The following is a 16,330-nucleotide window of genomic DNA, read 5'->3' as shown; positions in this document are numbered from 1 at the left end:
TAGTTGCCGGGGTCGTCGCCGATCACATCTCGCGATCATGTGTTCGGGAAGTGAAGGGATGAGTGGCATGCCCATGTACCTGTGATCACTTTCGATCACACGGCGGACGGGTGGTTACAGCCATGTGACGTGATGGTGGACGTTCTGCTGGGCCTTCGAGATGGGTACGCTCCCGGCCAGTCAGGGCACCCCGGTCGCGAGGAGAGCAGTCCCGTGTCGGAACGAAACGAAAACCAGAAGTTCGTCTACGACTTCACCGAGGGCAACAAGGACCTCAAGGATCTGCTCGGCGGCAAGGGAGCGAACCTCGCCGAGATGACCAACCTCGGTCTGCCCGTCCCTCCGGGCTTCACCATCAGCACCGAGGCCTGCAAGGTCTACCTGGACTCCGGCGCCGAGCCGGCCGAGCTGTGCGACGAGGTGAGTGCGCACCTCGACGCCCTGGAGCGGCACATGGGCAAGAAGCTCGGCCAGCCGGACGACCCGCTGCTGGTGTCCGTGCGCTCCGGGGCGAAGTTCTCCATGCCGGGCATGATGGACACCGTCCTCAACATCGGCCTGTCCGACGCCTCGGTCGCCGGCCTCGCCGCCCAGGCCGGCGACGAGCGCTTCGCGTGGGACTCGTACCGCCGCCTCATCCAGATGTTCGGCAAGACCGTGCTGGGCGTCGACGGCGAGCTCTTCGAGGAGGCGCTCGACGAGGCCAAGCGCGCCAAGGGCGCGAGCAGCGACCTGGACCTGGGCGCGGAGGACCTGCACAACCTGGTCGACGAGTTCAAGGGCATCGTCGCCAAGGAGGCGGGCCGCGAGTTCCCGCAGGACCCGCGCGAGCAGATGGACCTCGCCGTACGGGCCGTCTTCGACTCGTGGAACACCGACCGCGCCAAGCTCTACCGCCGCCAGGAGCGCATCCCCGGCGACCTGGGCACAGCGGTGAACGTCTGTTCCATGGTCTTCGGCAACCTCGGCCCCGACTCCGGCACCGGCGTCGCCTTCACCCGCGACCCGGCCAGCGGCCACCAGGGCGTCTACGGCGACTACCTGCAGAACGCGCAGGGCGAGGACGTCGTCGCCGGCATCCGCAACACCGTGCCGCTCGCGGACCTGGAGGGCCTGGACAAGGCCTCGTACGACCAGCTCATGCAGATCATGCAGACCCTGGAGACGCACTACAAGGACCTGTGCGACATCGAGTTCACCATCGAGCGCGGCAAGCTGTGGATGCTCCAGACCCGGGTCGGCAAGCGCACCGCCGCCGCCGCGTTCCGGATCGCCACCCAGCTCGTCGACCAGGGCCTGATCGACGAGGCCGAGGCGCTCCAGCGGGTCAACGGCGCGCAGCTCGCGCAGCTGATGTTCCCGCGCTTCTCCGAGGACGCGAAGAGCCGGCGGATCGGCTGGGGCATCGCCGCCTCCCCGGGCGCCGCGGTCGGCAAGGCCGTCTTCGACTCGTACACCGCCGTCAAGTGGTCGCGCTCGGGCGAGAAGGTCATCCTGATCCGCCGCGAGACCAACCCCGACGACCTCGACGGCATGATCGCCTCCGAGGGCATCCTCACCTCGCGCGGCGGCAAGACCTCGCACGCCGCCGTCGTCGCCCGCGGCATGGGCAAGACCTGCGTCTGCGGCGCCGAGGAGCTGGAGGTCGACACCAAGCGGCGCCGGATGACCACGGCCGCCGGCCTGGTCGTCGAGGAGGGCGACCTGGTCTCCATCGACGGCTCCACCGGCAAGGTCTACCTGGGCGAGGTCCCGGTCGTCCCGTCCCCGGTCGTGGAGTACTTCGAGGGCCGCATGCACGCCGGCGCCGACGACGCCGACGAACTGGTCCAGGCCGTCCACCGGATCATGGCCTACGCCGACCGGGTACGCCGCCTGCGCGTACGTGCCAACGCCGACAACGCCGAGGACGCCAACCGGGCCCGCCGCTTCGGCGCCCAGGGCATCGGCCTGTGCCGCACCGAGCACATGTTCCTCGGCGAACGCCGCGCACTGGTCGAGCGGCTCATCCTCGCCGACACCGACACCGAGCGGGACGAGGCACTCAGTGCCCTTCTCCCGCTCCAGAAGGCCGACTTCATCGAGCTCTTCGAGTCGATGGACGGCCTGCCGGTGACCGTACGGCTCCTCGACCCGCCGCTCCACGAGTTCCTCCCCGACATCACCGAACTCTCGGTGCGCGTCGCCCTGGCCGAATCCCGGCGCGACGCCAACGAGAACGATCTGCGGCTCCTCCAGGCCGTCCACAAGCTCCACGAGCAGAACCCCATGCTCGGCCTGCGCGGCGTCCGCCTCGGCCTCGTCATCCCCGGCCTGTTCGCCATGCAGGTCCGCGCCATCGCCGAGGCCGCCGCCCACCGCAAGAGCGTCAAGGGCGACCCGCGCCCCGAGATCATGATCCCCCTCGTCGGCACCGTCCAGGAGCTGGAGATCGTCCGCGAGGAGGCCGAGCAGGTCATCGCCGAGGTCCAGGCGGCCACCGGCACCGACCTCAAGCTCACCCTCGGCACCATGATCGAACTACCCCGGGCGGCCCTCACGGCCGGCCAGATCGCCGAGGCCGCCGAGTTCTTCTCCTTCGGCACCAACGACCTCACCCAGACGGTGTGGGGCTTCAGCCGCGACGACGTCGAGGCGAGCTTCTTCACCGCCTACCTGGAGAAGGGCATCTTCGGCGTCTCCCCCTTCGAGACCATCGACCGCGACGGCGTCGGCGCCCTGGTGCGCTCCGCCGCCGAAGCGGGCCGCGCCACCCGCCCCGACCTCAAACTCGGCGTCTGCGGCGAGCACGGCGGCGACCCCGAGTCCGTCCACTTCTTCCACGAGGTCGGCCTGGACTACGTCTCCTGCTCGCCCTTCCGCATCCCCGTCGCCCGCCTGGAGGCCGGCCGGGCCGCGGCCCTGGGCAAGAGCGGCAGCGACAGCCGGTAACCCGGCACCTGAACCATCTCCCACCCTCACCGGGGGCGGCGCCTCGTGCGGAGGCGCCGCCCCCGCTTTCTGTGCGGCGGTGTGCGCCCGGTGACTCGCCGACCGAGCGGGGTGGTCACGGGGCTTTCGTGTCGCTGGTGACGATCCGGCGTGGGTGAGCGTCAACGTGAACCGGCGGGTCCGCCCGGCGGTCGCGCTGCGAGGCAGGCAGCGTGATCGCGACAACGGGCTGCTCGACGGACCGTCGGCCGTCGGAACGCCACCCGGAGGTGCGCTTCTTCTCGTGACCGGCAGCCGGTCGGTCGGCGGCTACGAGAGTTCGAGGAGTCCCGTCCGTAACGGCACTGTCAGTGGCCGGGCGTACGGTGGCACACGTCCCCATTCCTTGCTGGCTGCTCGGAGCCCGGACGCATGAGGGCCGCCCCGTTGAGGGGGCGGCCCTCGCGGCTGTGTGGGCCGCCGGGGCGACCGGGGTGGCGGCCTGGTGGCGTCGTGCCTGCTGCCGCTCGGGCCGGGGGCCTGGCTGATCGGCGGCTTGGCGTAGGCCGCGACCGCCGCCGAGTAGCTGGGCGGCGCGGTCCCCTCGGTCGGCGGCCGGTACGGGGCGAGCCGGCGCCGGGCCGCGTCGAGTCGAGTACCGGGTGCCCGAAGTGATGGCGGTCCGCCCGTCCTGGTCCTCGTCGCGTCCCCGGGGTTCCATCCGGCACCGCTCAGCCGCGCGGCAGCGCGTACGTCACGCCCGTCAGCTGTTCCGAGGCCGCCCACAGCAGTTCCCCGGTGCGGTCGTCGCGGGTCCAGGGGGCGCGCCAGGAAGGGGCGGGGGAGCCGCGCCAGTTCGGTATGCGGGGGCCGGTGAAGGAGTCGGGGGCGACGCCGGGGGCGGTGGCGGCGTGGAGGGAGGGCAGGGCGCCGGCCTCGGCGGACTGGGCGACGACGCGGTTGCCGAGCTCCATGACGCGGGCGGTGAGACGGCGGCCTTCCATACGGGGGGCGGCGGCCTGGAGGTTGGTGGAGGCGTAACCGGGCTGCGCGGCGGCGGCCACCGTGTCGGCGCCGGCGGCGGCGAGGCGGCGGGCGAGTTCGTGGACGAAGAGCAGATTGGCGGTCTTGGAGCGTCCGTAGGCCGTCCAACGGCGGTACCGGCGCTCGCTGTTGAGGTCGCCGAGGTCCACATTGGCCAGGGCGTGCAGGCTGCTGGAGACGCTGACCACGCGGGAGCCGGGGGCGGCGAGCAGGTGCGGCAGCAGCAGTCCGGTCAGGGCGAAGTGGCCGAGGTGGTTGACGCCGAACTGGGACTCGAAGCCGTCCGCGGTGAGGCGGTGGGGGAGGGCCATGACACCGGCGTTGTTGACGAGCAGGTCGAGGCGGCCCTGGCCCGTACGGTCGTCGGCCTGGTCCTTGGCGAAGGCGCGTACGGAGGCCAGGTCGGCCAGGTCCAGGTGGCGGTAGGCGGCGTCGGCGCCCGGCACCTCGCCGCGGAGGCGGTCGAGGGCCTCCCGGCCGCGCTGTTCGCTGCGGCACGCCAGCACCACGCGGGCGCCGTGGCGCGCGAGTTCGCGCGCGGTGACGTAGCCGATACCGCTGTTGGCGCCGGTGACGACGGCGGTGCGGCCGGTCTGGTCGGGGATGTCGTTCGCGGTCCAGCTCATGTCGTACGAGGGTAGGCCGTGGACGGGTCCGCGTCAGCCCCGGCCGGGTGCGGCCGGGGCTGATCGAGGGGACGCAGGGGTGGCAGGCGCTGCGTGCGGGTCCGCGTCAGGCCGCGCGTCAGGTGTGGGGCCGGTCCGGCCGGTCCTCGTCGGTGCCCAGCTGATCGTTGATCTTCCGCTGGCCCGTGTCGACCTGGCTCTTGTACTTGCTGCCGGTCCTGTCGTCGACGAAGTCACCCGACTTCTCGACGCCCTGACGGGCCTGGTCGGGGTGACCCTTGAGCATGCCCTTGATCTTGTCCAGCATGGACATGAAATGCCCTCCTTGTTGCGGTACGGCACTGTTCCCAGCATTGCCGTACCGCGGACAGTCCGCATCCGCAGGGCCCTGAGCAGCGGCTATTACTTCACCTGCACCTCACACACCAGCCGCCGCCGGTGGTCCACGGCGCGTTCCCCGCCGGTCAGGGTCAGCGGTACCCGGTGCCGTACGGCGGACTCGCCGCTGGACGCCGCCAGCCGCAGTTCCAGGGCGCCGGGCTCGACGATCCGCCGGCCCGGGGCCACGGTGTAGGAGGCCAGGTCGGCGTGGAAGGTGAAGCGGACCTCCGCCGAGGCCCCGGCGTCCAGCGGGACCCGGGCGTAGCCGACCAGCCGCTCGACCGGGCGGACGATCCGGGCGACGGGGTCGTGGAGATAGAGCTGAACGACCTCGGTACCGGGCCGGGTGCCGGTGTTGCGGACGGTGAGGCGCACGGTGGTCTCCCCGTCGGTGGGCAGCTCCGTGGCGTCCGCCTCGGGCCGGTCCCAGGCGAAGGCGGTGTACGACAGCCCGTGCCCGAAGGGATGCAGCGGTGTCGGGTCGACGGTGCTGGCCTCGCCGTGCTGCCCGAGCGGCGGGGCCAGATAGGTCCAGGGCTGCGCCGCGGGCCCGTACGGGACGCTCACCGGGAGCCGGCCGGACGGATTGACGCGGCCGCTCAGCACCCCGGCGACGGCGGGGCCGCCCTGCTGGCCGGGGAAGAAGGCCTGGACGACGGCCGCCAGCCGGTCCGCCCAGCGGCCGAGCGCGTAGGGGCGCCCGGTGAGCAGTACCGCGACGACCGGGGTGCCGGTGGCGAGCAGCGCGTCCAGGAGTGCGCCCTGCGCGCCGGGCAGCGTCAGGTCGGCCGCGTCGCAGCCCTCGCCGGAGGTGCCCCGGCCGAACAGCCCCGAGCGGTCCCCGACGACGGCGACGCACAGGTCGGCCCCGACGGCGAGCGCGACCGCCTCCTGCGAGATCTCCGTGCCCGCGGTCGGCGCCGCCGCCCCGGCGGGCGGTTCGCAGCCCTGGGCGTGGCTGATGGGGGTGTCGGGCAGCTCGGCGCGCAGTGCCTCCAGCAGGGTCGGTACGTCGATGCCCATCGGCAGGTCCGGGTGCTCGATGCCGACGTGGCGGGGGAAGGTGTAGCAGCCGAGCATGGCAGCCGGGTCGTCGGCGAGCGGGCCGACCACCGCGATCCGGGCCGCGGGGCGCAGCGGGAGCGTTCCGTCGTTGGAGAGCAGCACCACGGACTCCTCGGCGAGCCGCCGGGCCACCTCGCGCATCTGCGGCGGGTCGAGGTCCAGGGTGGCCGGGGGTTCCGCGAGGGTGCCGTCCAGCAGGCCCAGTTCGGCCTTCTGCGTCAGCACCCGCAGCGCGGCCCGGTCGACCAGGGCCTCGGGGACGGTGCCGGCGCGCACCGCGTCCCGCAGCGGCGTCCCGTAGCAGCGGACGCCCGGCAGTTCGACGTCCACGCCCGCCGCGAGGGCGAGGGCGGCGGCCTCGGCGGGGGAGGCGGCGATCCGGTGGGCCAGCTCGACGAAGGACACCCCGAAGTAGTCGGCGACCAGGGTGCCGGTGAAGCCCCAGGTGTCGCGGAGCAGGCCGGTCAGCAGCCAGGGGTCGGCGTGGGCGGGGACACCGTCGGTGTCGGTGTACGAGGCCATGACCGACCGGGCCCCGCCGTCGCGCAGGGCCATCTCGAAGGGCGGCAGGATCACATCGGCCAGCTCACGGGGCCCGATGGACACCGGGGCGTGGTTGCGCGCGCCGCGCGAGGCGGAGTAGCCCGCGAAGTGCTTGAGGGTCGCCACGATGCCGGCCGACTCCAGCCCCCGTACGTAGGCGGTGCCGACGGTGGCGACCAGATAGGGGTCCTCGCCGACCGACTCCTCCGTACGTCCCCAGCGCGGGTCGCGTACGACGTCCAGCACCGGGGAGAGGCCCTGGTGGATGCCCGCGGCCCGCAGGCTGCCGCCGATCAGCCCGGCCGCCCGCTCCACCAGGGCCGGGTCGAAGGAGGCGCCCCAGGCGAGCGGGGTCGGGAAGACGGTGGCGCCCCAGGCGGTGAAGCCGGTGAGGCACTCCTCGTGGGCCAGCGCCGGGATGCCGAAGCGGTTCGCGGCGGCGATACGGGCCTGGGTGCGGGCCAGCCCGGCGGCGCCGGCGGCCGGTTCGACCGGGGCCGTACCGAAGGGGCGGGTCAACTGGCCCAGCCCGTGCGGCAGCAGGCCGTCGAGGTCGACGGCCTCGCTGACCTCGTGCTGGAGCGGGGCGACGTCCTCGCCGGACTCGGCGGTCTCCGAGCCCGGCCAGACCGCGTAGAGCTGGGCGAGTTTCTCCTCCAGGGTCATCAGGGCGAGCAGATCCGCCGCGCGGACCTCGGCGGGGAGCGCGGGGTCCTGCCAGGTCTGGGTCATGGGACTCCTCCGGGGAAGGCGCGTGGAAGGCGGGGGGCGGGGGGCGGGGGCGGGGGGCGGGGGCGGGAGGCGGGGGCGGGAGGCTGGGCGTGGCCAGCGGGCCGGGGGCAGCCGGGGCCAGCGGGCCGGGGGGAAGCGGGCCGGCCGTCAGCCCTTGGTCGCGCCGAGGGTGATGCCGCCGATGAGCTGCCGCTCGGCGACCGCGTAGAAGGCGAGCGCGGGCACCATGGCGACCACGACATAGGCGAAGATGCGTGCGGTGTCGGAGACGTACTGGCCCTGGAACTGCTGGACGCCGACCGGGATGGTCCACCACTTGGGGTCGTTGAAGACCAGCAGCGGCAGGAAGAAGTTGTTCCAGCTGCCGACGATGGCCAGCACGGACACCGTGCCCAGCGCCGGCCGGGCCATCGGCAGCAGGATGCGCCAGAAGAAGCCGAAGGCACCGCAGCCGTCCAGGGTCGCCGCCTCCTCCAGCTCACCGGGGATCTCCCGGAAGAAGCCGCGCAGGATGACGATGGTCAGCGGCAGCCCGAAGGCGGCCTGCGGCAGGATCACACCGAGCGGGTTGTCCAGCAGGTCCGCCGAGCGCAGCAGCACGAACAGCGGCAGGATCGCGGCGGCGAACGGGAACATCAGCCCGGCGGTGAACAGGGTGAACAGCAACTCCCGCCCCCGGAAGGCGAACCGGGCGAACGCGAAGGCCGCCAGCGCCGAGACGCCCACCATCAGCAGGGTGGTCGTCACGGCGATGAGCGTGCTGCTGCCGAGGCTGCGCCAGAAGACGCCGGAGCCCAGGATGTCGGTGTAGTTGCCGGTCACCCAGGGGTCGGGCAGTCCGAAGGGGTTGCGGGAGAGCTGGTCGGTGGACTTGAAGCCGGAGATGACGCCGTAGAGCAGTGGCGTCACCATGACCGCGCCGACCAGCCAGACGATGATGTAGACGGGGAGGCGTTTCATGCTCGCGCTCGCATGGTGGTGAGGGCTCCTTCGGTGTCCCGGCGCATGACGAAGCGCTGATAGACGAGGGCGAAGACCAGGCTGATCAGGAACATCGCGACACTGATGGCGCTGGCGTAGCCCACCTGGTAGCGCTTGAAGCCGTACTGGAACATGGTGATCGCCAGGGTTTCGGAGGAGTGGTCCGGGCCGCCGGCGGAGATCACCCACACCAGGTCGAAGAGCTGGATGGCGCCGATGACGGAGAGGAAGACGCTGATCCGCAGAGTCGGGCCGAGCAGCGGGAGGGTGATGTGCCGGAAGCGCTGCCAGGCGCCGGCGCCGTCGATCTTGGCGGCCTCGTGGAGCTCGGGCGGGATGCCCTGGAGGCCGGCGAGGTAGAGCATCATGTGGAAGCCGAAGTACTTCCAGGTCATGACGATGAAGAGGGTCGGCAGGACGGTCGACTGGTCGGCGAACCAGCGGCCGCCGAGGCTCTCCAGGCCGATTGTAGACAGTATTTTGTCTGCAAGGCCGTCCCCGGGGGCGAAGATCATGCTGAACAGCACGCCGGTGATGACCTCCGACAGCACATACGGCGCGAAAAACAGCATTCTGTATACAGCCCGCCCCCGCAGCCGCTGGTTCAGCAGCACCGCCATCGCCAGCGCGAAGGGCAGTTGGAAGACGATTCCGAAGGCGATCAGTGCCAGGCCCCGCCACAGGTCGCCCAGGAAGACCGGATCGTCCAGCAGCTTGCTGAAGTTGTCCAGCCCGCTGAACTCGGACGGCCACCCGAAGCCGCCCCAGGTGAACAGGCTGGTGTAGAGCGCGAACAGGATCGGCAGCAGCACGAACGCCGCGAACAGCACCAGCGCCGGCACCGTGAACAGCACCGCCGTCAGCCAGTCGCGGAACCGGCGCAGGGCCGGTGGCCGCACGGTGGCCGCGGGCGGCCCGCCGGCCGGCAGCCGGGGGTCCGGGTCGGCGGGCCGTACGTAAGTCGGGGTCGAAGTCATCGCCGCCTACTGGCTCTTCGCGACCTGGGTGATCGACCGGGCCACCTGTTCGGGGGACTTGCTGCCCGCGATGAGTGCGGCGACGCTGTCGTTGACCTCCTGGCCGACGGCGGGCGCGTACGCCTGGTCGAGGTAGAGCTGGAAGCCGGTGGCCTGGTCGAGCGCGGTGGCCACCGCCTTGAGGTTGGGGTCGGTCAGCGCGCCGGACGCGGCCTTGACCACCGGCAGCACCCCGGTGCCGGTCACCAGTTTCCGGTCGAAGGCGGGGGCGGCGAAGAACTCCAGGAAGTCCAGCGCGGCCTTGGGCGCGCCCTTGCGTACCGCGTGCCCGCCGCCGCCCCCGAAGACCTCGGTGAGCGCGCCCGCGCCGCCCTCGACGGAGGGGAAGGAGAAGAAGCCCAGGTCGTCGCCGAGTCCCTTGCCTGAGGACTTCTCCACGCTCGGCGCCCACTGCCCCATCAGCTCCATGGCCGCCTTGCCGTTGCCGACGCTGGCCGCCTGGCCGCTGGGGGTGGAGTAGCCGGCGCCCAGGAAGCCCTTCTGGAACGGCTGCAGGGCGACCAGTTCCTTCAGGTGCTGCCCGGCCTTGACGAAGCCATCGCCGGTGAAGTCGTTGTCGGTGGCGGCCTTCTGCAGGGCGTCGAGTCCTGCGGTGCGCATGGCCAGGTACGCCCAGTAGTACATGCCGGGCCACTTCTCCTTGCCGGCCAGGCCGATGGGGGTGATGCCCTTCGACTTGAGCTTGTCGACCGCGTCGAGGTAGCCGGACCAGGTGGTGGGCGGGGTGTCGAGACCGGCGTCGGCGAAGAGCGCCTTGTTGTACCAGAAGCCGACCGCGCCGATGTCGAAGGGGATCGCGTACAGCTTGTCGTCGAACTTGTACGCGGTCAGCGAGGCGGGTACGAAGCCCTTCGTCCAGGAGGCGGTGGCGGAGGTGACGTCCTCGACCAGGCCCGCGTCGATCTGCTGGTGGAGGACGCCGCCGCCCCAGGTGTGGAAGATGTCCGGCAGCTTGCCCGAGGCGGTCAGCGCGGTCATCTTCGACTTGTAGGCCTCGTTCTCCAGCGTGACGATCTTGATCGTCACATCCGGGTTCTTCGCCTCGAACTCCTTGGCGCGCTGGGCCCATATCTTCTTGGCGGGGTCGGTGGTGGTGATGTTCCACCACTCAAGGGTGGTCTTCCCCGAGCCCCCGCCGTCCGACGAGCCGCCGCAGCCGCTCAGAGTGGCCGCCGCCCCCAGCCCGGCCGCCGTGGAGACGGACAGGAACCCGCGGCGGGAGAGCCCCTGGCGGGGGAGCCCGCGGCGGGGGGAAGCAGAAGTGTTGCCCAGAGCTGCTCGCATCGCGCACCTTCCGGAAGTTCGCCGATAATTATCGGACGTGTGCAGCCGGAAGTTACGGACGCGCCGCGCCCGTGTCAACGGATCTGACAGAACCGTCCGGAACCGTCCGGGCGCAGTGGAGGGCGGTCCGGGACCGGCCGCGGGCCGGCCGGGCTCAACCGCGGGTCGCCGGGACCGCCGGGACCGCCGCCGTGCTGGCCCGGACCACCAGCTCGGTCGCCAACTCCAGCCGGGGTGAGTCCACTTCCTCGCCGCGCGCCTGACGCAGCACCGTACGGGCGGCCAGCTTGCCCATCTCCACCAGTGGTTGACGGACCGTTGTCAACGGGGGCGCGGACCAGCGGACTTCGGGGAGATCGTCGAAACCGACCACGCTGACGTCCTCCGGCACCCGCAGCCCGCGCCGCCGCAGGGCCTCGATGGCACCCAGCGCCATCTGGTCGCTGGAGGCGAAGATCGCGGTGGGCGGCGCGGCCAGGTCCATCAGCCGGCCGCACGCGGTGAAGCCGCCCTCGTGGTAGAAGTCGCCCTGCACCACCAGGCTGTCGTCGACGGCCACTCCGGCCGCTTCGAGGGCGGCGCGGTAGCCGTCGAGCCGGGCCCGGCTGCACAGCAGCCGGGCCGGCCCGGCGATGAAGCCGATCCGGTGGTGGCCCAGTCCCAGCAGGTGTTCGGTGGCCGACATCCCGCCGGCCCAGTTGGTGGCGCCGATGGTCGGCGCGTCCAGCGCGGGGGAGCCGGCCGGGTCGACCACCACGATCGGGACGTTGAGCCGCCGCAGTTCCTCGTGGAGTACCGGTTCCAGGACGGAGGTCACCAGGATCACGCCGTCCGAGGCCCGGTCGCGCAGGTTCTTCATCCACTGCCGGGCCGAGCCGGCCCGCCCGTGGATCGCGGAGACCACGGTGCCGAAACCGGCGGCGTGCGCGACCTCCTCGACGCCCCGGATGATCTCCACGGCCCAGGGGCTGTCGAGGTCGTTGAAGACCAGGTCCAGCAGCGCGGCCCGGTCGCCCGGCGCGGCCGTGCGACGCCGGTAGCCGTGCTGCCGCAGCAGGTCCTCGACCTTGGCCCGGGTCTCCGGGGCCACGTCCGAGCGGCCGTTGACCACCCGCGAGACGGTCGGCACGGAGACGCCCGCCGCTGCGGCGATCGCGGTGATGGTCACCTTCCGTCCGCCCGCCGCCGGCACCTGTTCCTCCGCCATATGGCCCCTCCTCGTACCGAAACCTTTCAGGGACTGGCCCCGGCCCGAGCGTACTCCGGAAAGCGTTGTCACAGGCGTTGACGACCTTCCCTGCCGGCTCTACGGTTTCCCCCGCACCCTCGGAATCCTTGCGGCAATCTTCCGGAAAAGAGGGCTCCCCCCATGAAACTCCAGCGCTTACGCAGAGCCGCCGTCGCCGTGACCGGCGCGGCCGCGTTACTCCTCGGCCTCGCCGGCACCAGCCATGCCGCCGACCCCCTGCTGCGCGACCTCGCCACCGCGAAGGGGAAGTACATCGGCACCGCCGCGACCGCGAGCGAGCTGAACATCGGTTCCTACGCCGCCATCGCCGGGACGCAGTTCAACTCGGCCACACCCGGCAACGAGATGAAGTGGGACGCCGTCGAGTCCACCCGCGGCACCTACAACTGGACCGGCGGCGACAACCTGGTGAGCTTCGCCCAGGCGCACGGCATGCAGGTGCGCGGCCACACCCTGGTCTGGCACAGCCAGCTGCCCGGCTGGCTCACCTCGGGCACCTTCACCGCCGACGAGCTCCACGCCCTGATGATCAAGCACGTCACGGACGAGGTCACCCACTTCAAGGGCAAGATCACCCACTGGGACGTGGTCAACGAGCCCTTCAACGAGGACGGCACCTTCCGTGCCAACCTCTGGTACAACCAGCTCGGCTCGTCCTACATCGCCGACGCGCTGCGCGCCGCCCGCGCCGCCGACCCGGCCGCCAAGCTCTACATCAACGACTACAACACCGACGGCACCGGCGCGAAGTCCGACGGCATGTACAACCTCGCGAAGTCCCTGCTCGCCCAGGGCGTCCCGCTGGACGGCATCGGCTTCCAGGGCCATCTGATCGTCGGCTCGGTTCCCTCCACCGTGCAGGCCAACCTCCAGCGCTTCGCCGACCTCGGCCTCGATGTCGCCGTCACCGAGCTCGACATCCGGATGGTGCTGCCCGCCACCGACGCCAAACTGGCCCAGCAGAAGGCCGACTTCAAGTCGGTGGTCGGAGCCTGCGTCGCGGTGACCCGCTGCGTCGGCGTCACCGTCTGGGGCCTGACCGACGCCACGTCCTGGATCCCCGACGTCTTCAGCGGTCAGGGCGCGGCCACCCCGTACGACGAGAACTACCAGCCCAAACCCGCGTTCTACGGCATCGCCGAGGCGCTGGGCTGGACCGGCACCGTCCCGGCGGCCGGCTGCACGGTCAGCTACGGCGTGAACCAGTGGAACACCGGCTTCACGGCGACCGTCACCGTCCGCAACTCCGGCAGCAGCGCCGTCAACGGCTGGACACTGGCCTGGAGTTACCCCTCGGGCCAGAAGGTCACCCAGGGCTGGAACGCCACCGTCAGCCAGTCCGGGACGGCCGTGACGGCGACCAACCTGTCCTACAACGCCACGATCGCCGCCGGCGGCACCCAGAGCTTCGGTTTCAACGCCACCTGGTCGGGCTCGAACCCGGCGCCGGCCGGCTTCACGCTCAACGGCACCGCCTGCGGCACGGCCTGATCAGCGCCCCAGCTGTCAGGGCACCCGCTGTCAGCGCACCCGCACGGTGAAGGCCGGGATCGACACCGTCTCGTCGTCCAGACACCGGCCGTCGGCCAGGTCGAAGCGCTGCTTCAGCAGCGGCGAGGCGACGTAGGCCCGGCCTTCCACCGTGCCGATCAGGCCGCGCGAGAGCACATAGGCGCCGGTGAAGGGGTCACGGTTGTCGACGGCGTAGAGCGTGCCGTTGCGGTCGGAGAAGACCGCGGCCTGGCGGCCGTCCGGGAGCAGCGCGGCGACACCGCGCCCGGGGGCCAGGCGGTCCCGGTCGCACACGGCGAACCACTCCTGGTCGACAAGGAGTTCGACGGTCATGAGACGGAGGTCCCTTCGAGGGTGCGGACGGGCGAGCTTGGCGAGGTGGGGGTACCCCCACGCGAAGCTGTGGGGGAGGGGCCGGCCAGGAGCTGGAGGTCGGGCTTGACCTGGTCGCGCTCCGGGACGAACTTCACGGAGGGGTCCGGGACGTCGGGCGCGTTGACGAAGGACACGAAACGGGACAGGCGCTCGGGGTCGTTGATGGTGTCGGCCCACTCGTCGCGGTAGCCGGCGACGTGGTCGGCCATCAGCGACTCCAGCTCGCCGCAGATGCCCAGTGAGTCGTGGACGACGACGTCACGCACATGGTCGAGGCCGCCCTCGATCCGGTCCAGCCACACCGAGGTGCGCTCCAGCCGGTCGGCCGTACGGATGTAGAACATCAGGAAGCGGTCGATGAGCCGGACCAGTTCGGCGTCGCTCAGGTCCTGGGCCAGCAGATCGGCGTGGCGCGGGGTGGCCCCGCCGTTGCCGCCGACGTACAGGTTCCAGCCGCCGGCGGTGGCGATGATGCCGAAGTCCTTGCTCTGCGCCTCGGCGCACTCGCGGGCGCAGCCGGAGACGGCGGACTTGAGCTTGTGCGGGGAGCGCAGACCCCGGTAGCGCAGCTCCAGGTCGATGGCCATCCGGACGCTGTCCTGGACGCCGTAGCGGCACCAGGTCTGCCCGACGCAGGACTTCACGGTCCGCAGCGACTTGCCGTACGCGTGCCCGGACTCGAAGCCCGCGTCGACCAGCCGGGTCCAGATCATCGGCAGCTGGTCGACGCGGGCGCCGAACATGTCGATCCGCTGGCCGCCGGTGATCTTGGTGTAGAGCCCGAAGTCGCGGGCCACCTCGCCGATGACGATGAGCTTCTCGGGGGTGATCTCGCCGCCGGGGATGCGCGGCACGATCGAGTAGGAGCCGTTCTTCTGCAGGTTGGCCAGGAAGTGGTCGTTGGTGTCCTGCAGTGCGGCCTGCTCGCCGTCCAGGACGTGCACGGAGGTGCCGATCGTGGGCGCCAGCGAGGCGATGATCGAGGCGACCGTCGGCTTGCAGATCTCGCAGCCGTCACCGCCCCGGGCGGCCTCGCGGCCGTACCGGTCGAGGAGGTCGGCGAACGTCGAGACACGCAGGGCGAGCACGATCTCGTACAGCTCCTGGCGGGTCTGGCCGAAGCAGCCGCACAGGCCCTTGTCGACCTCGACGCCGCCGGCCTCCAGCTCGGCGGTGACCAGCTGGCCCAGCACCTTGACGCAGCTGCCGCAGCCCGTGCCCGCCTTGGTGCACTTCTTGACCTCGGGGACAGTGGTGCAGGAGTGCTCGGTGACCGCGGCGCGGACGGTGCCCTTGGTGACGTTGTGGCAGGAGCAGATCACCGCCTCGTCGGGCAGCGCGGACGGGCCCAGCGCGACCGGGGCGCCCGCGCCGGCCGGCAGCACCAGCTGCTCGGCGGAGACCGGCGGTACGGTGCCGGTGAACGCGCGCAGTGTGCCGTACTGCTCCGCGTCGCCGACCAGGATGCCGCCGAGCAGGACGCCGTCGGGGGAGACGACCAGTTTTTTGTATACACCGGCCCGGGAGTCGCTGTATACAACATCCAGACAACCGTCTGCAGTTCCGTGGGCGTCACCGAAGGAGGCGACGTCGACGCCGAGCAGCTTGAGCTTGGTGGACAGATCCGCACCGGTGAACGACCTGGCCTCCTCCCCGGCGACCGCCGCGATCGCCGAGGCCGCCGTCTCGGCCATCTCGTAGCCCGGCGCCACCAGCCCGTACACCCGGCCGTCGCTGGCCAGCGCGCACTCGCCGATCGCGTAGACCGCCTCGTCCCCCGTCCGGCAGCGCTCGTCGACCACGATGCCGCCGCGCTCGCCCACCGGCAGCCCGCACTCACGGGCCAGCTGGTCCCGGGGCCGTACGCCGGCCGAGAAGACCACCAGGTCGACGTCGAGCGCCGAGCCGTCCGACAGCTTCATCCCCGCCACCGAGCCGTTGTCCGACGCGGTGACCTCCTGTGTGCCCACACCCGTGTGCACGGTCACGCCCATGCCCTCGATGGAGCGGCGCAGCGCGTCGCCGCCGCCCTCGTCGACCTGCACCGGCATCAGTCGGGGAGCGAACTCCACGACGTGCGTGTCCAGTCCCAGGCCCTTGAGGGCGCCCGCCGCCTCCAGCCCGAGCAGCCCGCCGCCGACCACCGCGCCGGTGCGCGAGGTCATCGCGTACTCCTCGATGGCGAGCAGGTCCTCGATGGTGCGGTAGACGAAGCAGCCGGTGGAGTCCTTGCCGGGGACCGGCGGCACGAAGGGGTACGAGCCGGTGGCCAGTACCAGGGTGTCGTACCCGACGGTGAGTCCGGAGCGGGCGGTGACGGTGCGGTTCTCCCGGTCCACGGCGACCGCGGGGTCGCCGACGAGCAGCTCGATCCCGTGCCGTTCCATGAAGCCGTCCTCGACCATGGACAGGTCCTGCGGGGTCTTCCCGGAGAAGTACGAGGTGAGCTGGACCCGGTCGTAGGCGGGGCGCGGCTCCTCGCAGAGCACCACGACCCGTGAGGTCCTCGTGATGCCCCGGTCGGCCAGCGCCTCCAGGAAACGCTGGCCGACCATTCCGTGGCCGACCAGCACGATCGTAGGCGTGGTCAT

At 71.5% G+C, this 16,330-nt stretch carries 11 protein-coding genes; 2 read left to right on the top strand and 9 right to left on the bottom strand.

The window, feature by feature from the left end:
* Positions 1 to 132: 132 nt before the first annotated feature.
* On the top strand, positions 133 to 2,931 hold the full coding sequence (gene ppdK / locus RWE79_RS13415) for a pyruvate, phosphate dikinase (RefSeq protein WP_475940298.1): 2,799 nt from the start codon (positions 133 to 135) through the stop codon (positions 2,929 to 2,931).
* Between the two features lie 710 nt (positions 2,932 to 3,641).
* Here ppdK and RWE79_RS13410 read toward each other — a convergent pair.
* From RWE79_RS13410 to RWE79_RS13380, 7 genes are all read right to left on the bottom strand, one after another.
* Entirely contained in the window at positions 3,642 to 4,580 is a 939-nt protein-coding gene (locus tag RWE79_RS13410) for an oxidoreductase (protein WP_475940297.1), read from the bottom strand.
* A gap of 118 nt (positions 4,581 to 4,698) precedes the next feature.
* Complete coding sequence (locus RWE79_RS13405; RefSeq protein ID WP_475940296.1) at positions 4,699 to 4,893, bottom strand: antitoxin; 195 nt, start codon at positions 4,891 to 4,893, stop codon at positions 4,699 to 4,701.
* Between the two features lie 89 nt (positions 4,894 to 4,982).
* A complete protein-coding gene (locus RWE79_RS13400; protein WP_475940295.1) occupies positions 4,983 to 7,301 on the bottom strand; it encodes a beta-xylosidase/alpha-l-arabinosidase in 2,319 nt (772 codons plus the stop codon).
* Between the two features lie 147 nt (positions 7,302 to 7,448).
* Complete coding sequence (locus tag RWE79_RS13395) at positions 7,449 to 8,261, bottom strand: carbohydrate ABC transporter permease (RefSeq protein WP_475940294.1); 813 nt, start codon at positions 8,259 to 8,261, stop codon at positions 7,449 to 7,451.
* Entirely contained in the window at positions 8,258 to 9,259 is a 1,002-nt protein-coding gene (locus RWE79_RS13390; RefSeq protein WP_475940293.1) for a carbohydrate ABC transporter permease, read from the bottom strand. The genes RWE79_RS13395 and RWE79_RS13390 overlap by 4 nt, the downstream gene beginning before the upstream one ends.
* A gap of 6 nt (positions 9,260 to 9,265) precedes the next feature.
* A complete protein-coding gene (locus RWE79_RS13385; protein WP_475940292.1) occupies positions 9,266 to 10,603 on the bottom strand; it encodes an extracellular solute-binding protein in 1,338 nt (445 codons plus the stop codon).
* 154 nt (positions 10,604 to 10,757) lie between these two features.
* Positions 10,758 to 11,810 (bottom strand): LacI family DNA-binding transcriptional regulator, encoded by a 1,053-nt coding sequence (locus RWE79_RS13380; protein ID WP_475940291.1) that lies wholly within the window; start codon positions 11,808 to 11,810, stop codon positions 10,758 to 10,760.
* Between the two features lie 162 nt (positions 11,811 to 11,972).
* Between RWE79_RS13380 and RWE79_RS13375 the strand changes: the two genes are divergently transcribed.
* Positions 11,973 to 13,343, top strand: a complete 1,371-nt coding sequence (locus tag RWE79_RS13375; protein ID WP_475940290.1) for a glycoside hydrolase family 10 protein — start codon at positions 11,973 to 11,975, stop codon at positions 13,341 to 13,343.
* 30 nt (positions 13,344 to 13,373) lie between these two features.
* Here RWE79_RS13375 and nirD read toward each other — a convergent pair whose 3' ends face one another.
* Positions 13,374 to 13,697 (bottom strand): nitrite reductase small subunit NirD, encoded by a 324-nt coding sequence (gene nirD / locus RWE79_RS13370; protein WP_475940289.1) that lies wholly within the window; start codon positions 13,695 to 13,697, stop codon positions 13,374 to 13,376.
* Positions 13,694 to 16,330, bottom strand: coding sequence for a nitrite reductase large subunit NirB (gene nirB / locus RWE79_RS13365; RefSeq protein ID WP_475940288.1), 2,637 nt, complete (start codon positions 16,328 to 16,330; stop codon positions 13,694 to 13,696). Before nirB ends, nirD begins: the two co-directional genes overlap by 4 nt.

The organism is Streptomyces sp. RLA131, assembly GCF_056270125.1.
This window is presented reverse-complemented; position numbering and strand designations above follow the sequence as displayed.